Below are 20,621 nucleotides of genomic sequence, written 5' to 3'. Positions count from 1 at the left end.
AGATCGGCCGCGATGCGGTTCTCAAGCTGATGGAAGCGGTGGATGCCTACATCCCGCAGCCGGAGCGTCCGATTGACCAGCCGTTCCTGATGCCGATCGAAGACGTGTTCTCGATCTCGGGCCGCGGCACGGTGGTGACGGGTCGCGTGGAGCGCGGCATCGTGAAGGTCGGCGAGGAAGTGGAGATCGTGGGTCTGCGCGACACGCAGAAGACGACGGTCACGGGCGTCGAGATGTTCCGCAAGCTGCTCGATCAGGGTCAGGCTGGCGACAACGTGGGCGTTCTGCTGCGCGGCACGAAGCGCGAGGACGTGGAGCGCGGCCAGGTGCTGTGCAAGCCCGGCTCGATCAAGCCGCACACGAAGTTCAAGGCCGAGGCGTACATCCTGACGAAGGAAGAGGGCGGCCGTCATACGCCGTTCTTCGGCAACTACCGTCCGCAGTTCTACTTCCGCACGACCGACGTGACGGGCGTGGTGAAGCTTCCCGAGGGCACCGAGATGGTGATGCCGGGCGACAACATCACGATGGAAGTGGAGCTGATCGCTCCGATCGCCATGGAAGAGAAGCTGCGCTTTGCTATCCGTGAAGGCGGTCGTACCGTCGGCGCCGGCGTCGTCGCCGCCGTGATGGATTAATTGAAAGAGGATCAAAGGACAGCGGCCGGACTTCGGTCGGGCCGCTTCCCTTGTTGAATGGATAAGCCATGAACGGTCAAAACATTCGTATTCGCCTTAAGGCGTTCGACCACCGGATCCTCGACGCTTCGACACGCGAAATCGTGTCGACTGCGAAGCGGACCGGCGCCCAGGTTCGCGGGCCCATCCCGCTGCCGACGCGCATCGAGCGCTTTACGGTGCTTCGCTCGCCGCACATCGACAAGAAGTCGCGCGAGCAGTTCGAGATGCGCACTCATAAGCGTGTTCTCGATATCGTGGACCCCACCCCGCAGACGGTTGACGCTCTTATGAAGCTCGATCTTGCTGCTGGTGTGGACGTGGAAATCAAGCTCTAAGCCGTTGGGCTTGGAGCTTTCGGTAGACACGCCGAGAGGATACGCACATGCGCTCAGGCGTCATTGCACAGAAACTAGGGATGACCCGCATCTTCACGGATGCCGGTGAACATGTCCCGGTCACGGTTCTGAAGGTCGACAACTGCCAGGTCGTCGCCCACCGTACCAAAGAAAAGAACGGCTACACCGCGCTGCAGGTCGGCGTCGGCAAGGCCAAGGTAAAGAACGTTTCGAAGGCCGAGCGCGGGCGTTTCGCCGTCGCTCAGGTCGAGCCGAAGCGCAAGCTCGCGGAGTTCCGCGTCTCCGAGGATGCTGTCATCCCGGTTGGCGCCGAGATCACCGCTGATCACTTCATTGCCGGTCAGTTCGTGGACGTCACGGGCATCACCACCGGTAAGGGCTTTGCGGGCGGTATGAAGCGCTGGAACTTCGGCGGTCTTCGCGCCACTCACGGCGTGTCGGTCTCCCACCGTTCGATCGGTTCGACCGGTGGCCGCCAGGATCCGGGCAAGACGTTCAAGAACAAGAAGATGCCTGGTCACCTGGGTGTCGAGCGCGTCACCACGCAGAACCTGCGTGTCGTGTCGACCGACGTCGAGCGCGGTCTGATCCTCGTCGAAGGCGCCGTTCCTGGCGTTGCCGGCGGCTGGATCTTCGTCCGCGACGCGGTGAAGCGGAAGCTGCCGAAGGAAGTGCCGATGCCCGGTTCCTTCCGCTCGGCCAACGACGCTGCACCGGCCCCCAAGGCTGAGCAGGCCCAAGAGGAGAATGCGTGATGAAGCTTGATATCACCACGCTCGAGGGCAAGAAGTCCGGTTCGGTCGATCTGAACGAGGCCATCTTCGGTCTTGAGCCGCGCGCCGATCTGCTCGCCCGTTGCGTCCGCTGGCAGCTTGCAAAGCGCCAGGCCGGTACGCACGCTGTGAAGAACCGTTCGCTCGTCGATCGTACGAGGAAGAAGGTTTACAAGCAGAAGGGCACCGGTAGCGCCCGTCACGGCGCTGCGAGCGCTCCCCAGTTCCGGGGCGGCGGTCGTGCCTTCGGCCCGCAGGTTCGTAGCCATGCTCACGACCTGCCCAAGAAGGTCCGCGCTCTCGCTCTGAAGCACGCCCTGTCGTCCAAGGCCAAGGGTGCCTCGCTCATCGTTCTCGACGATGCGACGCTCTCCGAGCCCAAGACGAAGGCTCTCGTCGAGCGCTTCGGCAAGCTCGGCCTCGGCAACGCCCTGATCATCGGTGGCGCAGAGATCGAGACGAACTTCCAGCGGGCTGCTCGCAACATCCCGAACATCGACGTCCTGCCGGTGCAGGGCATCAACGTCTATGACATCCTGCGCCGCGAGACGCTTGTTCTCACGAAGGCAGCTGTCGATGCGCTGGAGGCGCGCTTCAAATGAGCCTGGACCCGCGCCATTACGATGTGATCGTAAGCCCGGTCATCACCGAGAAGGCGACCGCTCTTTCCGAGCAGAATAAGGTCGTGTTCAAGGTGCGCCCGGATGCGACGAAGCCGCAGATCAAGGAAGCGGTTGAGAAGCTGTTCGATGTCAAGGTGAAGAGCGTCAACACGCTCGTTACCAAAGGCAAAGTGAAGTTGTTCCGCGGCACCCGCGGCCAGCGGTCGGACGTGAAGAAGGCGGTTGTGACCCTCGAAGAGGGCCAAACCATCGACGTCACGACGGGCCTCTGATCGGTTGAGAGAGTGATCCGATGGCTTTGAAAACGTTCAAACCAATCACCCCCGGCCTGCGCCAGCTGGTGATCGTCGACCGCAGCGAGCTCTACAAGGGCAAGCCGGTCAAGAAGCTGACGGAGGGCAAGAGCTCCTCCGGTGGCCGTAACAATCTGGGTCGCGTGACTGTCCGCTTCCGTGGCGGTGGTCACAAGCGCACCCTGCGCCTGGTCGACTTCAAGCGTCATGGCCGCATGGGCGACGTGGCTGTCGTGGAGCGGATCGAGTACGATCCGAACCGCACCGCCTTCATCGCGCTCATCCGCTATGCCGACGGCGAGCAGTCCTACATCCTGGCCCCGCAGCGTCTGGCTGTCGGCGATCAGGTGTCGGCTGGCGAGCAGGTCGACATTAAGCCGGGTAACGCCATGCCGATCGGCAACATGCCGGTGGGCACGATCATCCACAACGTCGAGCTGAAGATCGGCAAGGGTGGCGCTGTCGCCCGCTCCGCCGGTACCTACGCTCAGATCGTGGGTCGTGACCAGGGCTACGTGACGATCCGCCTGAACTCCGGCGAGCAGCGCATGGTCCATGGCCAGTGCTTCGCCACTGTCGGCGCGGTGTCGAACCCGGACCACATGAACACCTCGATCGGCAAGGCCGGCCGTAACCGCTGGCTTGGCAAGCGTCCGCATAACCGCGGCGTTTCCATGAACCCGATCGACCACCCGCACGGTGGTGGTGAAGGTCGTACTTCCGGTGGCCGCCATCCGGTGTCCCCGTGGGGCGTCCCCACCAAGGGTAAGAAAACCCGTTCGAACAAGCGGACCGACAAGTTTATTGTGTCGAGCCGTCACGCTCGTAAGAAGTAAGGATAGAGGCACGTCATGGCACGTTCGCTTTGGAAGGGCCCGTTCGTCGACGGTTACCTCCTCAAGAAGGCCGAGGCTGCCCGTTCTTCGGGCCGCAACGAGGTCATCAAGATCTGGAGCCGTCGCTCCACGATCCTCCCGCAGTTCGTGGGCCTCACGTTCGGGGTCTACAACGGTCAGAAGCACATTCCCGTCTCCGTGAGCGAGGAAATGGTGGGTCACAAGTTCGGCGAGTTCTCGCCGACCCGCACTTTCCATGGCCACGCGGCGGACAAGAAGGCGAAGAGGAAGTAAGATGGGTAAGGCCGCAACTCCTCGCGCGCTCAGCGATAACGAGGCTCAAGCCGTCGCTCGCATGCTGCGCGTCAGCCCCCAGAAGCTCAATCTCGTTGCGGGCTTGATCCGCGGCAAGAAGGTTTCTGCTGCTCTCGCCGATCTCGAGTTCTCCCGTAAGCGCATCGCCCGCGATGTGAAGAAGTGCCTCGAGAGCGCCATCGCCAACGCCGAGAACAACCACAACCTCGATGTGGACGATCTCGTCGTCAGCCAGGCATTCGTCGGCAAGGCGCTCGTCATGAAGCGCTTCCACGCCCGGGCCCGCGGTCGCGGTGCTCGCATCGAAAAGCCCTTCTCGAACCTCACGATCGTGGTTCGGGAAGTTGCCGAACAGGCATAAAGGAGAACCAGATGGGTCAGAAAATTAACCCGATCGGTCTTCGGCTCGGCATCAACCGGACCTGGGACTCGCGCTGGTTCGCCGGCAAGGGCGAGTATGCCAAGCTGATGCACGAGGACATGGCGATCCGCGAAGCTCTGATGAAGCAGCTGAAGCAGGCCGCCGTTTCGAAGATCGTGATCGAGCGTCCGCACAAGAAGTGCCGCGTCACCATTCACTCGGGTCGTCCGGGCGTGGTGATCGGCAAGAAGGGTGCCGACATCGAGAAGCTCCGCAAGACCGTCGCCAAGATGACGGACGCGGATGTCGCCATCAACATCGTCGAAGTCCGCAAGCCGGAAGTCGACGCGACCCTGGTGGCCGACTCGATCGCTCAGCAGCTCGAGCGCCGTGTTGCTTTCCGCCGTGCCATGAAGCGTGCCGTTCAGTCGGCCATGCGTCTGGGCGCCGAAGGCATCCGTATCAACTGCTCGGGCCGTCTCGGTGGCGCTGAAATCGCCCGCCTGGAATGGTACCGCGAGGGCCGCGTTCCGCTTCACACGCTTCGTGCTGACGTGGATTACGGCGTGTCCACCGCGTACACCACCTATGGCACCTGCGGCATCAAGGTTTGGATCTTCAAGGGCGAAATCCTTGAGCACGATCCGATGGCCCAGGACAAGCGGATGAACGACGAAGGAGGCCGCTCTGGTGGCCGCCGCGAGAACGCGGCGTAACGGAGAGGTCAGGAGAGGTTTGCCATGTTGCAACCGAAGAAAACCAAGTTCCGTAAGCAGTTCAAGGGCCGTATTTCCGGCACTGCGAAGGGTGGTACGGACCTCAACTTCGGCCAGTTCGGCCTGAAGGCGATGGAACCCGAGCGTGTCAACGCTCGTCAGATCGAGGCGGCTCGCCGCGCCATCACCCGCGCCATGAAGCGCGCGGGTCGGGTGTGGATCCGCATCTTCCCGGACGTGCCGGTGTCGACGAAGCCGACCGAAGTGCGTATGGGTAAGGGTAAGGGCGCTCCCGAATATTGGGCAGCCAAGGTTAAGCCTGGCCGCATCATGTTCGAGATCGACGGCGTGCCGGAGGATATCGCCCGTGAGGCGCTTCGTCTCGGCGCTGCCAAGCTCCCGATCAAGACGCGCTTCATTCAGCGCATTGCCGAGTAAGGAGAGAGAATCATGAAGTCCAAGCAGAGATTCTCTGACCTTAAGGCAATGTCCGCCGATCAGCTGTCGGACGAGCTGCTGAACCTGAAGAAGGAGCAGTTCAACCTCCGCTTCCAGCGCGCTACGGGCCAGCTCGAGAACACCGGACGCGTCCGTGAAGTCCGCAGGGACGTCGCCCGCGTCAAGACACTGCAGCGCCAGAAGGCCGCTGCGGCTAAGGCTTAAGAGGAAATCAAGATGCCGAAGCGCGTTTTGCAGGGCGTCGTTGTCAGCGATAAGCAGGACAAGACGGTCGTCGTGAAAGTGGAGCGTCGTTTCACGCACCCGGTTCTGAAAAAGACCGTGCGTAAGACGAAAAACTACCACGCTCATGATGAGGCCAATAAGGCCAAGGTGGGTGACACGGTCTTCATCGAAGAGACCAAGCCGCTCTCCAAACTCAAGACCTGGGTGCTCGTCGACCAAGCGAAGGCTTAAAAAGCCTTCTTTTTGGGGTTGTCTAGAAGGGGCGGTCCGTGTATACGACCGCCTCTCTCGACATTTGAAGGGCAGGGGGCATCAGACCCCCGTCAGGCGTAGTCCGGGGGGCAATAGTGCCTTTTGCCCGGAAACCTGTCTGAAACAAAGGAAAGGATCAAAGCCATGATCCAGATGCAGACGAATCTTGACGTCGCCGATAACTCCGGCGCCCGTCGCGTGATGTGCATCAAGGTTCTCGGCGGTTCGAAGCGTAAGTACGCTTCCGTGGGCGATATCATCGTCGTATCCGTGAAAGAGGCTATTCCGCGCGGCCGCGTGAAGAAGGGCGACGTCATGAAGGCGGTCGTCGTGCGCACCGCCAAGGACATCCGTCGCGCTGACGGCTCGGTCATCCGTTTTGACCGTAATGCCGCCGTTCTGATCAACAATCAGAAAGAGCCGGTCGGCACCCGTATCTTCGGCCCCGTTCCGCGTGAACTGCGTGCCAAGAACCACATGAAAATCATTTCGCTTGCGCCGGAGGTGCTCTAATGGCCGCGAAGATCAAGAAGGGCGACAAGGTCGTCGTCCTGACCGGTCGCGACAAGGGCAAGACCGGTGAAGTCGTACAGGTGCTCCCGAAGGAAGAGCGCGCGGTTGTCCGTGGCGTGAACCTCGTGAAGCGCCACCAGCGCCAGACGGCGACCCAGGAAAGCGGCATCATCACCAAGGAAGCCGCCATCCACCTGTCGAACCTGGCCTATGCAGACCCGAAGGACGGCAAGCCGACCCGGGTTGGTTTCAAAGTTCTCGAAGACGGCCGCAAGGTCCGCTTCGCCAAGCGTTCGGGAGACCTGATCGATGGCTAAGGCTGACATCTACACCCCGCGGCTGAAGAAGCACTACGAAGAAGTGGTGCGTCCGAAGCTCATCGAAGAGTTCGGCTACAAGAACCCCATGGAAGTGCCGCAGATCGAGAAGATCGTGCTCAACATGGGCGTTGGCGAGTCGACCGCCGATTCCAAGAAGGCCTCCGTCGCCGCTGCCGACCTCGCGCTTATCGCCGGTCAGAAGCCGGTGATCACGAAGGCCCGTAAGGCTATCTCGCAGTTCAAGGTCCGCGAGAACATGCCGATCGGTGCAAAGGTTACGCTCCGCAAGGTGCGTATGTACGAGTTCCTCGATCGTCTCGTCACCATCGCGCTTCCCCGCGTCCGCGACTTCCGGGGCCTGAATCCCAAGTCGTTCGACGGCCGTGGCAACTACGCGATGGGCATCAAGGAGCACTTGGTGTTCCCTGAGATCAACTACGACAAGGTTGAGCAGGTTTGGGGTATGGACGTCATCATCACGACGACGGCCAAGACCGACGACGAAGCCCGTGCTCTGCTGCGTCACTTCAACTTCCCGTTCCGGCAGTGAGGATAGCTGTCCTCAGACGCGGACACTGGAGATAAAAAATGGCTAAGAAAAGCGCTATTGAGAAGAACAATCGCCGTCGCAAGCTCGTGAAGAAGTTCGCGGGCCGTCGCGAGCGCCTCCTGGCGGTCGCTAACGACGAGTCGAAGTCCATGGAGGAGCGCTTCGAAGCGCGCCTCAAGTTGGCTGAGCTGCCGCGCAACTCGAACAAGTCCCGCATCCGCAACCGTTGCGAGATCACGGGCCGTCCGCGTGCGTATTACCGCAAGCTCGGCATGTCGCGTATCGCTCTGCGCGAGCTCGGCAACAAAGGCCTGATTCCGGGCCTCGTGAAGTCCAGCTGGTAAGAGGGAGGGCATCATATGATCAACGATCCGTTGGGCGATATGCTCACCCGTATCCGCAACGCGCAGATGCGCCGTCGCGGCACTGTTTCCACCCCTGGCTCGAAGCTGCGTGCCCGCGTTCTCGAAGTTCTCAAGAGCGAAGGCTACATCCGCGACTATTCGCAGACCGAGTTCGGCAATGGCCGTACCGAGTTTTCGATCGAGCTGAAGTACTATGACGGTCAGCCGGTGATCCGCTCCATCGAGCGCGTCTCCAAGCCGGGCCGCCGCGTGTATGCTTCCGTCGACGCCATGCCTCGCGTGGCTGACGGCCTGGGCATCACCATTCTCTCGACGCCCCAGGGCGTGATGGCCGACCATGAGGCCCGTGAGAAGAACGTGGGCGGCGAAGTGCTCTGCAAGGTCTTCTAAGGCCTAAGCACCAGCACAGAACCACGGAGATTCGAAAATGTCACGAGTAGGCAAAAAGCCGGTTCCGGTTCCGTCGGGTGTGACGGCGACCGTTGACGGTCAGATGGTTAAGATGAAGGGCTCGAAGGGCGAACTCTCGTTCCTCGTTCCCGAAGAAGTGTCGGTAAAGCTTGAAGACGGCGCCGTGACGGTCACCCCGCGCGACCTGTCCAAGGTGGCCCGTGCCAAGTGGGGCCTCTCCCGCGCTCAGGTTGCAAACCTGGTGCAGGGCGTCGCCAACGGCTTCGAGAAGCGCCTCGAGATCAACGGTGTCGGCTACAAGGCCGCTGTCGCTGGCAAGGTGCTGAAGCTGTCGCTGGGCTACAGCCACGACATCGACTACGAAATCCCGGCCGGCATCACGATTGTGACGCCCAAGCCGACGGAAGTCGTCGTCAGCGGCATCGACAAGCAGAAGGTCGGCCAGGTCGCCGCCGAGATCCGCGAATATCGCGGTCCGGAGCCCTACAAGGGCAAGGGCGTCAAGTATGCCGGCGAATTCATCTTCCGCAAGGAAGGCAAGAAGAAGTAAGGACGACGTATCATGGCTGAGAAGAAAGGCGCTGAAGATCGCCGCAAGGCCCGTGTGCGCCGTGCGATCCGGAAGGCTGCGAATGGACGCCCGCGTTTGTCGGTGTTCCGTTCGTCTAAGCAGATCTATGCCCAGGTTATCGATGACGTGCGCGGCGTGACCGTCGCTTCGGCATCGACGATCGAGAAGGACCTGAAGGGCAAGCTCAAGACCGGCGCGACCGTTGAGGCCGCAAAGGAAGTGGGCAAGCTCGTCGCCGAGCGCGCAGCCAAGGCTGGCGTGAAGCAGGTGATCTTCGATCGCTCGGGCTACCTCTATCACGGCCGCGTCAAGGCTCTCGCCGACGCAGCCCGTGAAGGCGGTCTGGACTTCTAATTTTAAGACATTCATGAACGGGGCGGGGAGTGGTTTACCTCCCGCCCTGATCGTGCTTTACGGCGGGTATCGTAAAAACCCCTTAGCGAGCGGGCCCGCCGCCCGCGCAAGTGAGAGGTCTCATGGCAAGAGAACCCAGAGAACGTGCTGATCGCGAAGAGCGTGACAGCGAATTCGTGGATCGCCTGGTCCACATCAACCGCGTTGCCAAAGTCGTGAAGGGCGGCCGTCGTTTCGGCTTCGCTGCTCTCGTCGTCGTCGGCGACCAGAAGGGCCGCGTCGGCTTCGGTCACGGCAAGGCCCGTGAGGTTCCGGAAGCGATCCGCAAGGCCACCGACGCTGCGAAGCGCTCGATGATCCGCGTGTCCCTCCGCGAAGGTCGCACCCTGCACCACGACGTGAACGGCCGCCATGGCGCCGGCAAGGTCGTGCTGCGTGCAGCTCCCCAGGGTACTGGCATCATCGCCGGCGGTCCGATGCGCGCTGTCTTCGAGGCAGTCGGCATGCAGGACGTCGTGTCGAAGTCGCTCGGCTCGTCGAACCCCTACAACCTCGTTCGCGCGACTTTCGACGCGCTCAAGAACGAGGACAGCCCGCGCTCCGTGGCTGCTCGCCGTGGCCTGAAGGTCTCGACGCTGCAGGCTCGTCGCCGTGACGCCGATGCGTCCGCCGACGCCGGCGCTGACGCGTAAGGGAGGCTTCGACAATGGCAAAGAAGCCTGCTGCTGCAAAAGCAACCATCACCGTTGAGCAGGTCGGTTCGCCGATCCGCCGCGAGGGCAAACAGCGCCAGACGCTGATTGGCCTCAAGCTCAACAAGCTTCATCGCACCTCGACCCTCGAAGACACGCCGTCCGTGCGCGGCATGATCGAGAAGGTCAAGCACCTCGTGCGCGTTGTCGACGGGCAGTGAGGAGAGCGATCATGAAACTGAACGAAATTCGCGATAACGAAGGTTCTACCAAGAACCGCATGCGCGTGGGCCGTGGTATCGGCTCCGGCAAGGGCAAGACCGGTGGACGCGGCGTGAAGGGACAGAAGTCCCGTACCGGCGTGTCGATCAAGGGCTTCGAAGGCGGTCAGATGCCTCTGCACCGTCGTCTGCCGAAGCGCGGCTTCAACAAGCCGAACGCCATTGATCTCAACGAGGTCAATGTCGGCCGCATCCAGCAGGCCATCGAGGCCGGCAAGCTCGACAAGGCTGCAACCGTGACCATCGAGTCGCTGGTTGCCGCCGGTGTGGTCTCCAAGCCGCGCGACGGCGTGAAGATCCTCGGCGTCGGCGAGCTGAAGGCCAAGCTGTCCTTCCAGGTCCATGGCGCGTCCAAGTCGGCCGTCCAGGCGATCGAGAAGGCGGGCGGCTCGGTGACCCTCCTGGGCGCCGTTGCACAGGCGTGAGCCTGAGCCCACATTAATCTAGATCCAAGCGGCGGCCCGCGTCTGATCGCGTGGCCGCCGTTTGTATGTGAGTGACTTCACTTTTCAGTTTGACTGCGCTTCCTGGAAGCACGATCAAGCTCAAGCCTTTCAGGTTTGCATGATCCGGGCGGACACCGGTCCTTTCAGTCCGATCATGCTTTCGGTATTCGGGGACGAAAAATGGCTTCAGCAGCCGAGCAACTCGCCGCAAACATCAATTTCGGTTCGATCGCCAAAGCCGAGGAATTGAAGAAGCGCATTTGGTTCACCCTCGGTGCGCTCATCGTCTATCGTCTCGGCACCTATATTCCGCTTCCCGGCATCAATCCGGAGGCACTCGCTCAGAGCTTTCAGAACGCCAGCGGCGGCGTGTTGGGCCTGTTCAACATGTTCTCCGGCGGCGCCGTCGAGCGCATGGCGATCTTTGCCCTGAACATCATGCCCTATATCTCGGCATCGATCATCGTTCAGCTCCTCACCTCCGTTCTGCCTTCCCTCGAGGCGTTGAAGAAGGAAGGCGAGGCGGGTCGCAAGATCCTGAACCAGTACACCCGTTACCTCACGGTGTTCCTGGCCCTCTTCCAGTCTTGGGGCATTGCTGTCGGTCTGCAGAGCTCCGGCAATATCGTTCTGTCGCCGGGGCCGTTCTTCCTGATCTCTACAGTCATCACGCTGACCGGCGGCACCATGTTCCTGATGTGGCTCGGTGAGCAGATCACCTCGCGCGGCATCGGTAACGGCACGTCGCTGATCATTTTCGCCGGCATCGTGGCCAACCTGCCGACGGCCATCGCCGGCACCCTCGAGCTCGGCCGTCAGGGCGCGATCTCCACGGGCCTCATCCTCGGCGTGATCGTGATGGCAGTCGCCATCATCTACTTCGTGGTGTTCATGGAGCGCGCCCAGCGCCGCCTGCTCATCAACTATCCGAAGCGCCAGGTCGGCAACCGCATGTACGAGGGCCAGACCTCGTTCCTGCCGCTCAAGCTCAACACCTCGGGCGTGATTCCGCCGATCTTCGCCTCTTCGCTGCTCCTGCTGCCGGCCACCATCGCCAGCTTCCAGACCGGCACGGACGGCACGGGTATCATCGCCACGCTCACGGCCTATCTCGGCCATGGACGTCCGGCCTACATGTTCCTCTATGCGGCCCTGATCGTATTCTTTGCCTTCTTCTACACGGCCATCGTGTTCAATCCGACGGAGACGGCGGACAACCTGAAGAAGCAGGGCGGCTTTATTCCGGGCATCCGCCCCGGTGAGCGGACGGCTGACTTCATCGATCAGGTGTTGACTCGCATCACCGTTCTCGGTGCAGCTTACCTCGTCATCATCTGCTTGATTCCGGAGCTTCTGGTCTCGTACGCGGCCCTGCCATTCTACTTTGGCGGCACTTCGCTTCTGATCGTCGTGTCTGTTACCATGGACACGGTTGCTCAGGTGCATGGCCATCTGCTGGCTCACCAGTACGAGGGGCTCGTCAAGAAGGCGAAGCTCAAGGGCGCACGCCGGCGGTAAAGAAATGGGCTTCCCGCAGGGCAATGCGGGAAGCCTCAAAAATGTGAGGGGAACGTCTATGAGGATCATCCTGCTGGGGCCGCCTGGGGCCGGTAAGGGGACTCAGGCTGTGCGTCTGGTCGAGCGCTTGGGAATTCCCCAGCTGTCGACCGGCGATATGCTCCGCGCAGCGGTGGCTGCCGGTACGCCGGTGGGCCTCAAGGCCAAGGCCGTCATGGACCGGGGCGATCTGGTGTCCGACGATATTGTCGTGGGCATCATCGCCGACCGGATCGAAGAGGCCGACGCCAAGAAGGGCTTCATTCTCGATGGCTTCCCCCGGACCGTCGCCCAAGCCGAGGCATTCGATTCCATGCTGGCCGAGAAGGGCCTCAAGCTCGACGCCGTCGTCGAGTTCAAGGTGGACGAGAATGCCCTCGTGGAGCGTATCGTGAAGCGGGCGAAGGAAACCGAGGCCCGTGGCGAGCAGGTCCGCAAGGACGACAATCCTGAAGTCTTCAAAACCCGTCTCGATGCCTATCGAACCCAGACGGCGCCGCTCTCCGCCTATTATCAGGGCAAGGGCATGCTGAAGACAGTCGACGGCATGGAGCCGATCGACGACGTGACTGTAGCGGTCAAGGAAATCCTGGGCCGCTGAAGGGCAGGGTGGTGAAGGCTTGGATTAGGCATCCCAGTATACTGGGTCTTGTTCTAGCGGGGCTTTATCTTGCCATCAGCGCTTGGCTTGTTTGGATGTCCCTATCAGCTGAAGGTGACCCAAAGGGATCCTTCGTCTTTCTTCAGCTTCCAATAGCCTTGCAACTGGCTGCTTTAGCTGAGCTAGGGTTCTTGCCATTCCTCATGAGGTTAGGGTGGATCGAGGCCTATCTCCTATTGATGCCTCCCACTCTGATACTGTTGTATTTCGTAGGATGGCTCTTGGAGAACTCTTCAAGGGCTTTAATAGGCAAGGGGCTTGACGCCTGGGTTAAAACCCGTTAGGGCCATGCCTCTTGCACAAGAACCTGCATATCCGGAGGGTTTCGTGAGAAACCTCTCTGGCTTGTTGTGTTCGCAATAAGCCCGCGCAGGGGCCGGCCTCCACCGGACGCGCGATAAACATCACCTGAAGCCCAGGCTTCACCACATGGAGACGGACGATGGCTCGTATAGCAGGCGTCAACATTCCGACCGCCAAGCGCGTTGTGATCGCGCTTCAGTACATCCACGGCATTGGGCCCAAGAAGGCTCAGGAGATCATCGAGAAGGTCAACATCCCGGCCGACCGCCGCGTGAACCAGCTGACCGACGCCGAAGTTCTGGCCATCCGCGAGACCATCGACCGCGACTACATCGTGGAAGGTGACCTGCGTCGCGAAGTGTCCATGAACATCAAGCGCCTCATGGATCTCGCCGCCTACCGCGGTCTTCGTCACCGTCGCAGCCTGCCCACCCGTGGCCAGCGCACGCACACGAACGCCCGTACCCGCAAGGGCAAGGCGAAGCCGATCGCCGGCAAGAAGAAGTAAGAATTCATCGGCCACCCATTCCGGGTGGCCCTTTCTCCCGAGCGCCTGGCATGACGGGCGCGTTTGAAGGACCAGTAGAATGGCAAAAGAAGCGACCCGCGTCCGCCGCCGCGAACGTAAGAACATCGTCTCCGGCGTGGCGCATGTGAACGCCTCGTTCAACAACACCATGATCACCATCACCGACGCTCAGGGCAACACGATCTCGTGGTCCTCGGCTGGCGCGATGGGCTTCAAGGGCTCGCGTAAGTCGACCCCGTACGCCGCTCAGGTTGCTGCTGAAGACGCTGCCCGCAAGGCTGCCGAGCACGGCATGCGCACCCTCGAGGTCGAGGTGTCCGGTCCCGGCTCCGGCCGTGAGTCGGCTCTGCGCGCCCTCCAGTCGGCAGGCTTCACGGTCACCTCGATCCGTGACGTGACGCCGATCCCGCACAACGGTTGCCGTCCGCGCAAGCGTCGTCGCGTCTAATTCAAGATCATCCTGCGCGTGGGCCACGGCCCGCGCGCATTCCGGTTTAGGGCCGGCTTTGACGCCGCCCGTCGAGCGGTACCTCAAGAGGTGTGGTTGTGATCCAAAAGAACTGGCAAGAGCTGATTAAGCCGAACAAGCTCGAAGTCTCCCCCGGCGACGATCCGAAGCGCATTGCGACGGTCGTGGCTGAGCCGCTCGAGCGTGGTTTCGGCACGACGCTCGGCAACTCCCTGCGTCGCGTTCTCCTGTCGTCGCTCCAGGGCGCCGCTGTGACGTCGATCCATATCGATGGCGTGCTGCACGAGTTCTCGTCGATCCCGGGCGTCCGCGAGGACGTGACGGACATCGTCCTGAACGTGAAGGCCATCGCCATCAAGATGCAGGGCGAAGGTCCGAAGCGCATGACGCTTCGCAAGACCGGCCCCGGCGCCGTCACTGCTGGCGACATCAACACGGTCGGCGACGTTCAGATCCTGAACCCCGAGCTCGTTCTCTGCACCCTCGACGAGGGCGCCGAGATCCGCATGGAGTTCACGGTCGATACCGGCAAGGGCTACGTTCCCTCCGAGCGCAACCGCGCTGAAGACGCTCCGATCGGCATGATCCCGGTCGACTCGCTCTACAGCCCGGTGAAGAAGGTGTCGTATCGCATCGAGAACACCCGCGAGGGCCAGATTCTCGACTACGACAAGCTCATCATGACGGTTGAAACGAACGGCGCCGTGACCCCTGAAGATGCCGTGGCCTATGCCGCCCGCATCCTGCAGGATCAGCTCCAGGTCTTCGTCAACTTCGAAGAACCCCGCAAGGAAGAGACCGCTGCCGCTGCTCCGCAGCTGCCGTTCAACCCGGCGCTCCTCAAGAAGGTCGACGAGCTCGAGCTGTCGGTCCGTTCGGCAAACTGCCTGAAGAACGACAACATCGTCTATATCGGCGACCTCATCCAGAAGTCCGAGGCGGAAATGCTCCGCACCCCGAACTTCGGCCGCAAGTCGCTTAACGAGATCAAGGAAGTTCTCGCTGGCATGGGCCTGCACCTCGGCATGGACGTGCCGGGCTGGCCGCCGGAGAACATCGAAGACCTAGCGAAGCGCTTCGAAGAGCACTACTAAGTTTCTTGAAGCCGCCTTTCTTTCGAGAGGCGGCTTCAAATCTGCCCCTGTCAAAACGACAGGATCATAAGAGAGACGGCCGTACCTTGGCACGGCGGCCGCTAGATCAAGGAGAGAGCCAATGCGTCACGGTTTCCGTGGTCGTCGTTTCAACCGTACGACCGAGCACCGCAAAGCAATGTTCGCCAACATGGCGGCTGCGCTGATCAAGCACGAGCAGATTGTCACCACCCTCCCGAAGGCCAAGGACCTCCGTCCGGTCGTCGAGAAGCTCATCACGCTGGGCAAGCGCGGTGATCTGCACGCCCGCCGTCAGGCCATGTCGAAGCTCCGCGACGAGGCGATGGTGAAGAAGCTGTTCGACGTCCTGGGCGCTCGCTACAAGGACCGCAACGGCGGCTACACCCGCGTTCTGAAGGCCGGCTTCCGCTATGGCGACAACGCCCCGCTGGCCGTGATCGAGTTCGTCGATCGCGACGTCGATGCCCGCGGCCAGGATTCGGGTCCGACCCAGAAGGTCGAGATCATCGAGGCCGCCGAGTAATCGGTCTGGTCCTTTCAGACTTCATCAAGGGCGGTCCTTCGGGCCGCCCTTTTTGCTTGTGGGTTGACGCACCAGATAAATGGCGTCGGAACTTGGTGTTTAAGTCCCCGCGTTCTATCGGTGTTGTCGTAATAAAAAGGGATTCGCCACCATGCGCATTTCTCCGCTCCGCTTGTCCATCATCGCTGCTGCTCTGGCTCTCGGCGTAGGAGGCGCGACGGCGCAGACCCAGCGGGTGGTGCCTGAGACCAAGGCCCAGGTTCAGCTCTCCTTCGCTCCCATCGTGCGTCAGACCTCGGGGGCGGTAGTGAACGTCTATGCCAGCCGCGCCGAGCGGCGGCAGAACACGGCCATGGAGGAGTATTTCCGCCGCTTCTTCGGCGATGATGCTCCTGGCGTTCCGCGCGGACGCTCCCAGAGCTCTCTCGGTTCGGGCGTAATCGTCGATCCGTCGGGCCTGGTGATCACCAACAACCACGTCATCGAGAACATGAACGAGGTGAAGGTGGCTCTGGCCGACAGGCGGGAATTCGAGGCGGATATTCTGCTGCGCGATTCCCGTACGGATATCGCCGTCCTGAAGCTGAAGGGGGCCACTAACCTCCAGACCGTCGAGATCGGCGATTCCGAGGCCCTCCAGGTCGGCGACATCGTGCTCGCCATCGGCAACCCCTTCGGCGTCGGCCAGACGGTCACGCAGGGTATCGTATCTGCCCTGGCGCGTACTCAGGTCGGCATCTCCGATTACCAGTTCTTCATCCAGACGGATGCTGCCATCAATCCCGGCAATTCGGGCGGTGCGCTCATCGACATGAAGGGGCAGCTCGTCGGCATCAACACGGCGATCTATTCCCGCTCCGGCGGCAGCATCGGCATCGGCTTTGCGGTTCCGTCCAGCATGGTGCTCGTGGTGCTCAATTCCGCCAAGGGCGGCGCCCGCAATGTGGTGCGCCCCTGGCTCGGTGCGCGTCTCCAGCCGGTGGACGGCGATATTGCCACGGGTCTTGGGCTAGAGCGGCCGACGGGCGTTCTCGTCACCTCCGTCTACGAGAAGGGCCCTGCCGCCGAGGCGGGCCTGAAGCGGGGTGACGTGATCCTCTCCGTGGATGGTCAGCCCGTCGATAATCCGGATTCCTTCGGTTATCGCTTCACGCTCAAGGGCACGCAGGGCCAGGCGCCGCTGACCGTGCTGCGCGGTGGCAAGCAGAACACGCTTCAAGTCAGGCTCGCCCCGCCGCCGGAAACGCCGTCGCGCGATCCTTTGAAAGGGCGTGCACGCACGCCGTTTGCTGGCGCGACCCTGGTCAACATCTCGCCGTCGGTAGCGGACGAGCTGCAGATCGAGGTGGCGGACGAGGGCGTCGTCATCGCCGATCTGGAAGGACGCAGCGTTGCCGCGAGCGTCGGTTTCGAGAAGGGAGATCTGATCGTGGCCATCAACGGCGAGCGGCTGTCCTCCACGAAGGATGCCGAGCGCTTCATTGAGCGCGCGGGCGGCTATTGGGAAATCACCGTCAACCGCAACGGCCGCGTCTTCACCACGGTGCTCGGACGATGAGTGGCTGGACGATCTCGAACTCTCTCTCGCCTGCCGAGCTTGAGAAAGCCTATCGCTGGATCGCCGAAGATAGCTATTGGGCAAAAAGCCTACCGCGCTCGATCTTTGAGCGCTCCGTGGCGAATTCCCTGTGCTTTGCGTTGCGCGATGCTGCGGGCGAGCTGCGCGGCTTTGCCCGTGTGGTGACGGACAAGGCGACTTTCGCCTATCTCTGCGACGTCTTCATCTGCCCGACTACGCGTGGGCAGGGGGCGGGAAAGGCACTAATCAGCGCGATCATGGAACACCCCGAGCTTCAGGATCTGCGCCGCTGGATGCTGGCGACGCGGGACGCCCATGGGCTTTACGCGCAGTACGGCTTTTCCCCGCTGGATAACCCTGAAAGGCTCATGCAGCGGCTGGACCAGGACGTCTATGCACGCCTAAGTTCTTAAGGTCATGAGCGACCTGTTTTCATCCGCCGGTCTCGACCAGAACGCGCCCAGGCCACTGGCCGATAGAATGCGGCCTCAAAAGCTGTCCGAGGTGGTCGGCCAGGATCATCTCGTCGGGCCCGATGGCATTCTGACCCGGCTCATCGCCTCGAAGTCCCTCGGCTCCCTGATCTTCTGGGGACCGCCCGGCACCGGCAAGACCACTGTCGCGCGGCTGCTCGCCAACGAGACGGAGCTGCATTTCGACCAGATCTCCGCGATCTTCTCCGGCGTCGCAGACCTGAAGAAGGTGTTCGAGACCGCCCGGCATCGCCGGTCAACGGGCAAGGGCACATTGCTCTTCGTGGACGAGATCCATCGCTTCAACCGCGCGCAGCTTGATGCCTTCCTGCCCGTCATGGAAGACGGCACGATTACGCTGGTGGGGGCGACCACCGAAAATCCTTCCTTCGAATTGAATGCGGCACTTCTGTCCCGCGCCCGCGTGCTTCTGTTCAAGTCGCTCGACGAGGACGCCATCGCGAAGATCCTCGCACGTGCCGAGGAGATCACCGGCAAAGAGCTGCCGCTTGATGAGGAAGCCCGCGCCTCCCTCGTGCGCATGGCCGATGGCGATGGGCGCGCCGTTCTGACCCTGGCGGAGGAAGTCTGGCGTTCGGCCAAGCCTGATGAAGTCTTCAACGCGGAGCAACTGCAGGAAATCATCCAGCGCCGCGCGCCGATCTACGACAAGGGGCAGGAGGGGCATTACAACCTCATCTCCGCGCTCCACAAAACCGTCCGTGGTTCGGACCCGGATGCGGCACTGTACTATCTCACACGGATGCTCGATGCGGGCGAAGACCGCCTTTTCATCGCCCGCCGCCTCGTGCGCATGGCGGTGGAGGATATCGGCCTTGCCGATCCGCAGGCGCTCGTGATCGCCAACGCGGCGAAGGATGCCTTCGATTTCCTCGGCTCGCCCGAAGGAGAACTCGCGCTGGCACAGGCGACGGTCTATCTCGCCACTGCGCCGAAATCGAACGCGCTCTATACCGCCTACAAAGCAGCGACCAGGGTGGCCAAGGAGCACGGCTCGCTGATGCCCCCGCGCACGATCCTCAATGCGCCCACCAAGCTCATGAAGAAGATCGGGTACGGCGACAACTATCGCTACGATCACGATGAGCCGGATGCGTTCTCGGGTCAGGATTACTGGCCGGAGAAGCTGGGTCGGCAATATTTTTACGATCCTGTCGATCGGGGCTTCGAGCGCGAGGTGAAGAAGCGGCTCGATTGGTGGGAGAAGCTGCGTCGCGAGCGGAATGGCGAGGACGAGCAGGAATAACCATGCAGGCCTATCTCCTCGTCTTTCTCGGAGCCGGAATCGGCGGTGCGGTGCGCCACGGAGTGAATGTCGGCTGCGCGCGTTACTGCGGCACAGCCTTCCCCTATGGCACGCTGACGGTGAATGTGGTGGGTTCCTTCATCATGGGGGTGCTCGCCGGATGGCTGGCCTTCAAGGCAGGCGAGGGATGGAGCCAGCCTCTGCGGCTTTTCCTGACTACCGGCATTTTGGGCGGCTTCACCACCTTCTCGGCCTTCTCGCTCGATGCCGTGCTGCTGTGGGAGAGAGGTGACCTTGGGCTGGCGCTGGGCTATGTGGCTGGCTCCGTCGTCCTTTCCGTTGCCGGCCTCGTCGCTGGCTTGGCGCTTATGCGGAGTATCGCCGCTTAAGACCTCGATTGCCGCAAAGGCGGCGCTCTGATACCCACATCGCATGAGAAAGAATGGTTCAGGACAGAATGGGGCTCGCGGCGGCGGGCGCTCCGGTGCTCGGCAGGGTTTTCGCTCTCGCGAGGACAAGCCCGCCCGTGGCGGCAGGGCTGCCAAGCAGGGTGCCGCCAAGGCTGCAGGCAAGGCGACATCAAAGGCCCCTGCAAAGGCTCCCAGCCGCGCCCGTCCGGCGGAGAAGCGTGAGCGGCCGGTAGAGAGGGTGCAGGCACGGCCTGTTGCTTCCCCGGCTCCGAACAAGCCCACGCGCGCTCAGGCTAAAGCCGCTGCGCAGGAGGTTCTGGCGACAGGCGTGCAGACCCTCGTGGTCGAGCCCGATGAGGCGGATATGCGAGTCGACCGTTTCCTGGTCGCGCGATTCCCGCAGCTCGCCTTCACCCATATTCAGCGTATCGTCCGCAAAGGCGAGCTGCGCGTCGATGGCAAGCGGGCGCAGCCCAATGAGCGGCTCACCGCCGGACAGAAGGTGCGCATTCCGCCGCTGAAGCTCGACCAGCCACGTCCGGTTTCGCGCAATGCCGCGAAGGACCAGAGCGATCTCGATTTCCTGAAGTCGATCACGCTCTACGAGGACAAGGACGTTCTCATCATCAACAAGCCCATGGGGCTTGCGGTGCAGGGCGGTTCGGGCACCAAGCGCCACGTGGATGGCCTGCTCGAATGCATGACGGATGCCGATGGGCAGAAGCCGCGCCTCGTGCATCGTCTCGACAAGGACACGGCAGGCTGTCTGGTCATCGCCAAGACGCGCTTTGCTGCGTCCACCATGGCGAAGTCGTTCCGCGCCCGCACCACGCGCAAGATCTATTGGGCGCTGGTGGCCGGCGTGCCGCGCGTGCGGCAGGGCAGGGTGTCCACCTATCTCGCCAAGGAAGGCGACGAGGGCGATTCCCGTATGAGGGTCGCGCGCCACGGCGATGAAGGCGCGAGCCACGCGCTCACCTATTACGCCATCATCGACACGGCGGCGCACAAGCTCGCTTGGTTGTCGCTGAAGCCTGTCACCGGCCGCACGCACCAGCTGCGCGCGCACACGGCGCATATCGGCCACCCCATCGTCGGGGATCCCAAGTATTTCGACATCGAGAACTGGGAATTGCCGGGCGGCATCCAGAACAAGCTCCATCTGCTCGCCCGACGCATCGTGATCGCGCATCCGCGCACGGGTAAGCCCATCGACGTGACGGCGCCGCTGCCGCCGCACATGCAGCAGAGCTTCAATCTTCTGGGCTTCGATACGAGCCAGTACGATCCCATCGTCGAGGCGCCGGAGGAGTAACCCGGCGCTTTCATTCCTCAAAGCCTTC

Annotated in this window: 33 protein-coding genes; all 33 read left to right on the top strand. The window is 62.0% G+C overall.

The window, feature by feature from the left end; translation table 11 throughout:
* Positions 1–638, top strand: a 638-nt coding sequence (locus MJ639_RS17230) for an EF-Tu C-terminal domain-related protein (RefSeq protein ID WP_243375479.1), incomplete at its 5' end; no start/stop codon positions are given.
* A gap of 68 nt (positions 639–706) precedes the next feature.
* Positions 707–1,015 (top strand): 30S ribosomal protein S10, encoded by a 309-nt coding sequence (rpsJ, locus tag MJ639_RS17225; RefSeq protein ID WP_009764298.1) that lies wholly within the window; start codon positions 707–709, stop codon positions 1,013–1,015.
* A gap of 47 nt (positions 1,016–1,062) precedes the next feature.
* A complete protein-coding gene (rplC, locus tag MJ639_RS17220; protein ID WP_243375476.1) occupies positions 1,063–1,791 on the top strand; it encodes a 50S ribosomal protein L3 in 729 nt (242 codons plus the stop codon).
* On the top strand, positions 1,791–2,411 hold the full coding sequence (gene rplD, locus MJ639_RS17215) for a 50S ribosomal protein L4 (protein WP_243375472.1): 621 nt from the start codon (positions 1,791–1,793) through the stop codon (positions 2,409–2,411). The genes rplC and rplD overlap by 1 nt, the downstream gene beginning before the upstream one ends.
* Positions 2,408–2,704, top strand: a complete 297-nt coding sequence (locus MJ639_RS17210) for a 50S ribosomal protein L23 (protein WP_047186989.1) — start codon at positions 2,408–2,410, stop codon at positions 2,702–2,704. Before rplD ends, MJ639_RS17210 begins: the two co-directional genes overlap by 4 nt.
* A gap of 20 nt (positions 2,705–2,724) precedes the next feature.
* Positions 2,725–3,561 (top strand): 50S ribosomal protein L2, encoded by an 837-nt coding sequence (rplB, locus tag MJ639_RS17205; protein WP_243375470.1) that lies wholly within the window; start codon positions 2,725–2,727, stop codon positions 3,559–3,561.
* A gap of 15 nt (positions 3,562–3,576) precedes the next feature.
* Positions 3,577–3,855, top strand: a complete 279-nt coding sequence (rpsS, locus tag MJ639_RS17200) for a 30S ribosomal protein S19 (RefSeq protein ID WP_036358350.1) — start codon at positions 3,577–3,579, stop codon at positions 3,853–3,855.
* A 1-nt stretch (position 3,856) separates the two neighbouring features.
* Positions 3,857–4,237 (top strand): 50S ribosomal protein L22, encoded by a 381-nt coding sequence (gene rplV / locus MJ639_RS17195; RefSeq protein ID WP_091136373.1) that lies wholly within the window; start codon positions 3,857–3,859, stop codon positions 4,235–4,237.
* Between the two features lie 11 nt (positions 4,238–4,248).
* A complete protein-coding gene (gene rpsC, locus MJ639_RS17190) occupies positions 4,249–4,953 on the top strand; it encodes a 30S ribosomal protein S3 (RefSeq protein ID WP_243375468.1) in 705 nt (234 codons plus the stop codon).
* Between the two features lie 24 nt (positions 4,954–4,977).
* Complete coding sequence (rplP, locus tag MJ639_RS17185; RefSeq protein ID WP_009764306.1) at positions 4,978–5,391, top strand: 50S ribosomal protein L16; 414 nt, start codon at positions 4,978–4,980, stop codon at positions 5,389–5,391.
* Between the two features lie 12 nt (positions 5,392–5,403).
* On the top strand, positions 5,404–5,616 hold the full coding sequence (gene rpmC / locus MJ639_RS17180) for a 50S ribosomal protein L29 (protein ID WP_027317111.1): 213 nt from the start codon (positions 5,404–5,406) through the stop codon (positions 5,614–5,616).
* Positions 5,617–5,628: 12 nt separating this feature from the next.
* On the top strand, positions 5,629–5,868 hold the full coding sequence (gene rpsQ, locus MJ639_RS17175) for a 30S ribosomal protein S17 (protein ID WP_243375466.1): 240 nt from the start codon (positions 5,629–5,631) through the stop codon (positions 5,866–5,868).
* A 165-nt stretch (positions 5,869–6,033) separates the two neighbouring features.
* Positions 6,034–6,402: a 50S ribosomal protein L14 gene (rplN, locus tag MJ639_RS17170; RefSeq protein WP_009764309.1), complete on the top strand. Its 369-nt coding sequence runs from the start codon at positions 6,034–6,036 to the stop codon at positions 6,400–6,402.
* Positions 6,402–6,719 (top strand): 50S ribosomal protein L24, encoded by a 318-nt coding sequence (gene rplX / locus MJ639_RS17165; RefSeq protein WP_243375463.1) that lies wholly within the window; start codon positions 6,402–6,404, stop codon positions 6,717–6,719. The genes rplN and rplX overlap by 1 nt, the downstream gene beginning before the upstream one ends.
* Positions 6,712–7,272 (top strand): 50S ribosomal protein L5, encoded by a 561-nt coding sequence (gene rplE, locus MJ639_RS17160; RefSeq protein ID WP_243375461.1) that lies wholly within the window; start codon positions 6,712–6,714, stop codon positions 7,270–7,272. The genes rplX and rplE overlap by 8 nt, the downstream gene beginning before the upstream one ends.
* A gap of 38 nt (positions 7,273–7,310) precedes the next feature.
* Positions 7,311–7,616: a 30S ribosomal protein S14 gene (gene rpsN, locus MJ639_RS17155; protein WP_243375459.1), complete on the top strand. Its 306-nt coding sequence runs from the start codon at positions 7,311–7,313 to the stop codon at positions 7,614–7,616.
* Between the two features lie 15 nt (positions 7,617–7,631).
* Positions 7,632–8,027, top strand: a complete 396-nt coding sequence (gene rpsH / locus MJ639_RS17150) for a 30S ribosomal protein S8 (protein ID WP_091136345.1) — start codon at positions 7,632–7,634, stop codon at positions 8,025–8,027.
* A 37-nt stretch (positions 8,028–8,064) separates the two neighbouring features.
* Complete coding sequence (rplF, locus tag MJ639_RS17145) at positions 8,065–8,598, top strand: 50S ribosomal protein L6 (RefSeq protein WP_243375455.1); 534 nt, start codon at positions 8,065–8,067, stop codon at positions 8,596–8,598.
* A 12-nt stretch (positions 8,599–8,610) separates the two neighbouring features.
* Entirely contained in the window at positions 8,611–8,973 is a 363-nt protein-coding gene (gene rplR, locus MJ639_RS17140) for a 50S ribosomal protein L18 (RefSeq protein WP_027317119.1), read from the top strand.
* 122 nt (positions 8,974–9,095) lie between these two features.
* On the top strand, positions 9,096–9,665 hold the full coding sequence (gene rpsE, locus MJ639_RS17135) for a 30S ribosomal protein S5 (protein WP_116529231.1): 570 nt from the start codon (positions 9,096–9,098) through the stop codon (positions 9,663–9,665).
* A 14-nt stretch (positions 9,666–9,679) separates the two neighbouring features.
* Complete coding sequence (gene rpmD / locus MJ639_RS17130; RefSeq protein WP_243375452.1) at positions 9,680–9,886, top strand: 50S ribosomal protein L30; 207 nt, start codon at positions 9,680–9,682, stop codon at positions 9,884–9,886.
* A gap of 11 nt (positions 9,887–9,897) precedes the next feature.
* On the top strand, positions 9,898–10,371 hold the full coding sequence (gene rplO / locus MJ639_RS17125; RefSeq protein WP_243375449.1) for a 50S ribosomal protein L15: 474 nt from the start codon (positions 9,898–9,900) through the stop codon (positions 10,369–10,371).
* A 201-nt stretch (positions 10,372–10,572) separates the two neighbouring features.
* Positions 10,573–11,910, top strand: coding sequence for a preprotein translocase subunit SecY (secY, locus tag MJ639_RS17120; RefSeq protein WP_243375446.1), 1,338 nt, complete (start codon positions 10,573–10,575; stop codon positions 11,908–11,910).
* 58 nt (positions 11,911–11,968) lie between these two features.
* Complete coding sequence (locus MJ639_RS17115) at positions 11,969–12,550, top strand: adenylate kinase (RefSeq protein ID WP_243375442.1); 582 nt, start codon at positions 11,969–11,971, stop codon at positions 12,548–12,550.
* A gap of 502 nt (positions 12,551–13,052) precedes the next feature.
* Complete coding sequence (gene rpsM / locus MJ639_RS17110; RefSeq protein WP_243375440.1) at positions 13,053–13,421, top strand: 30S ribosomal protein S13; 369 nt, start codon at positions 13,053–13,055, stop codon at positions 13,419–13,421.
* 79 nt (positions 13,422–13,500) lie between these two features.
* Positions 13,501–13,890 carry a 30S ribosomal protein S11 gene (gene rpsK, locus MJ639_RS17105; RefSeq protein WP_091136316.1) on the top strand — a complete coding sequence of 130 codons (390 nt, stop codon included), beginning with the start codon at positions 13,501–13,503 and terminating at the stop codon, positions 13,888–13,890.
* 92 nt (positions 13,891–13,982) lie between these two features.
* On the top strand, positions 13,983–15,005 hold the full coding sequence (locus tag MJ639_RS17100; protein ID WP_423790817.1) for a DNA-directed RNA polymerase subunit alpha: 1,023 nt from the start codon (positions 13,983–13,985) through the stop codon (positions 15,003–15,005).
* Between the two features lie 121 nt (positions 15,006–15,126).
* Entirely contained in the window at positions 15,127–15,549 is a 423-nt protein-coding gene (rplQ, locus tag MJ639_RS17095) for a 50S ribosomal protein L17 (RefSeq protein WP_243375433.1), read from the top strand.
* 151 nt (positions 15,550–15,700) lie between these two features.
* Positions 15,701–17,107 (top strand): Do family serine endopeptidase, encoded by a 1,407-nt coding sequence (locus MJ639_RS17090; RefSeq protein ID WP_243375431.1) that lies wholly within the window; start codon positions 15,701–15,703, stop codon positions 17,105–17,107.
* Positions 17,104–17,541 carry a GNAT family N-acetyltransferase gene (locus MJ639_RS17085; RefSeq protein ID WP_243375428.1) on the top strand — a complete coding sequence of 146 codons (438 nt, stop codon included), beginning with the start codon at positions 17,104–17,106 and terminating at the stop codon, positions 17,539–17,541. Before MJ639_RS17090 ends, MJ639_RS17085 begins: the two co-directional genes overlap by 4 nt.
* Positions 17,542–17,545: 4 nt before the next feature.
* Positions 17,546–18,868, top strand: a complete 1,323-nt coding sequence (locus tag MJ639_RS17080) for a replication-associated recombination protein A (protein WP_243375426.1) — start codon at positions 17,546–17,548, stop codon at positions 18,866–18,868.
* A gap of 2 nt (positions 18,869–18,870) precedes the next feature.
* Entirely contained in the window at positions 18,871–19,257 is a 387-nt protein-coding gene (gene crcB / locus MJ639_RS17075; protein WP_243375424.1) for a fluoride efflux transporter CrcB, read from the top strand.
* Positions 19,258–19,300: 43 nt separating this feature from the next.
* Positions 19,301–20,593, top strand: coding sequence for an RluA family pseudouridine synthase (locus MJ639_RS17070; RefSeq protein ID WP_243375422.1), 1,293 nt, complete (start codon positions 19,301–19,303; stop codon positions 20,591–20,593).
* Positions 20,594–20,621: the final 28 nt, after the last annotated feature.

The sequence above is a fragment of the Microvirga solisilvae genome, assembly GCF_022808595.1.
Lineage (GTDB): Bacteria > Pseudomonadota > Alphaproteobacteria > Rhizobiales > Beijerinckiaceae > Microvirga > Microvirga solisilvae.
Note: the sequence above shows the minus strand (reverse complement) of the source record. Positions and strands in the feature narration are given on the sequence as shown.

Bases quoted from the DNA above. Each gene is read 5' to 3' on its own strand.
- rpsJ (WP_009764298.1), top strand. From the start codon at position 707: ATGAACGGTCAAAACATTCGTATTCGCCTTAAGGCGTTCGACCACCGG.
- rplC (WP_243375476.1), top strand. From the start codon at position 1,063: ATGCGCTCAGGCGTCATTGCACAGAAACTAGGGATGACCCGCATCTTC.
- rplD (WP_243375472.1), top strand. From the start codon at position 1,791: ATGAAGCTTGATATCACCACGCTCGAGGGCAAGAAGTCCGGTTCGGTC.
- MJ639_RS17210 (WP_047186989.1), top strand. From the start codon at position 2,408: ATGAGCCTGGACCCGCGCCATTACGATGTGATCGTAAGCCCGGTCATC.
- rplB (WP_243375470.1), top strand. From the start codon at position 2,725: ATGGCTTTGAAAACGTTCAAACCAATCACCCCCGGCCTGCGCCAGCTG.
- rpsS (WP_036358350.1), top strand. From the start codon at position 3,577: ATGGCACGTTCGCTTTGGAAGGGCCCGTTCGTCGACGGTTACCTCCTC.
- rplV (WP_091136373.1), top strand. From the start codon at position 3,857: ATGGGTAAGGCCGCAACTCCTCGCGCGCTCAGCGATAACGAGGCTCAA.
- rpsC (WP_243375468.1), top strand. From the start codon at position 4,249: ATGGGTCAGAAAATTAACCCGATCGGTCTTCGGCTCGGCATCAACCGG.
- rplP (WP_009764306.1), top strand. From the start codon at position 4,978: ATGTTGCAACCGAAGAAAACCAAGTTCCGTAAGCAGTTCAAGGGCCGT.
- rpmC (WP_027317111.1), top strand. From the start codon at position 5,404: ATGAAGTCCAAGCAGAGATTCTCTGACCTTAAGGCAATGTCCGCCGAT.
- rpsQ (WP_243375466.1), top strand. From the start codon at position 5,629: ATGCCGAAGCGCGTTTTGCAGGGCGTCGTTGTCAGCGATAAGCAGGAC.
- rplN (WP_009764309.1), top strand. From the start codon at position 6,034: ATGATCCAGATGCAGACGAATCTTGACGTCGCCGATAACTCCGGCGCC.
- rplX (WP_243375463.1), top strand. From the start codon at position 6,402: ATGGCCGCGAAGATCAAGAAGGGCGACAAGGTCGTCGTCCTGACCGGT.
- rplE (WP_243375461.1), top strand. From the start codon at position 6,712: ATGGCTAAGGCTGACATCTACACCCCGCGGCTGAAGAAGCACTACGAA.
- rpsN (WP_243375459.1), top strand. From the start codon at position 7,311: ATGGCTAAGAAAAGCGCTATTGAGAAGAACAATCGCCGTCGCAAGCTC.
- rpsH (WP_091136345.1), top strand. From the start codon at position 7,632: ATGATCAACGATCCGTTGGGCGATATGCTCACCCGTATCCGCAACGCG.
- rplF (WP_243375455.1), top strand. From the start codon at position 8,065: ATGTCACGAGTAGGCAAAAAGCCGGTTCCGGTTCCGTCGGGTGTGACG.
- rplR (WP_027317119.1), top strand. From the start codon at position 8,611: ATGGCTGAGAAGAAAGGCGCTGAAGATCGCCGCAAGGCCCGTGTGCGC.
- rpsE (WP_116529231.1), top strand. From the start codon at position 9,096: ATGGCAAGAGAACCCAGAGAACGTGCTGATCGCGAAGAGCGTGACAGC.
- rpmD (WP_243375452.1), top strand. From the start codon at position 9,680: ATGGCAAAGAAGCCTGCTGCTGCAAAAGCAACCATCACCGTTGAGCAG.
- rplO (WP_243375449.1), top strand. From the start codon at position 9,898: ATGAAACTGAACGAAATTCGCGATAACGAAGGTTCTACCAAGAACCGC.
- secY (WP_243375446.1), top strand. From the start codon at position 10,573: ATGGCTTCAGCAGCCGAGCAACTCGCCGCAAACATCAATTTCGGTTCG.
- MJ639_RS17115 (WP_243375442.1), top strand. From the start codon at position 11,969: ATGAGGATCATCCTGCTGGGGCCGCCTGGGGCCGGTAAGGGGACTCAG.
- rpsM (WP_243375440.1), top strand. From the start codon at position 13,053: ATGGCTCGTATAGCAGGCGTCAACATTCCGACCGCCAAGCGCGTTGTG.
- rpsK (WP_091136316.1), top strand. From the start codon at position 13,501: ATGGCAAAAGAAGCGACCCGCGTCCGCCGCCGCGAACGTAAGAACATC.
- rplQ (WP_243375433.1), top strand. From the start codon at position 15,127: ATGCGTCACGGTTTCCGTGGTCGTCGTTTCAACCGTACGACCGAGCAC.
- MJ639_RS17090 (WP_243375431.1), top strand. From the start codon at position 15,701: ATGCGCATTTCTCCGCTCCGCTTGTCCATCATCGCTGCTGCTCTGGCT.
- MJ639_RS17085 (WP_243375428.1), top strand. From the start codon at position 17,104: ATGAGTGGCTGGACGATCTCGAACTCTCTCTCGCCTGCCGAGCTTGAG.
- MJ639_RS17080 (WP_243375426.1), top strand. From the start codon at position 17,546: ATGAGCGACCTGTTTTCATCCGCCGGTCTCGACCAGAACGCGCCCAGG.
- crcB (WP_243375424.1), top strand. From the start codon at position 18,871: ATGCAGGCCTATCTCCTCGTCTTTCTCGGAGCCGGAATCGGCGGTGCG.
- MJ639_RS17070 (WP_243375422.1), top strand. From the start codon at position 19,301: ATGAGAAAGAATGGTTCAGGACAGAATGGGGCTCGCGGCGGCGGGCGC.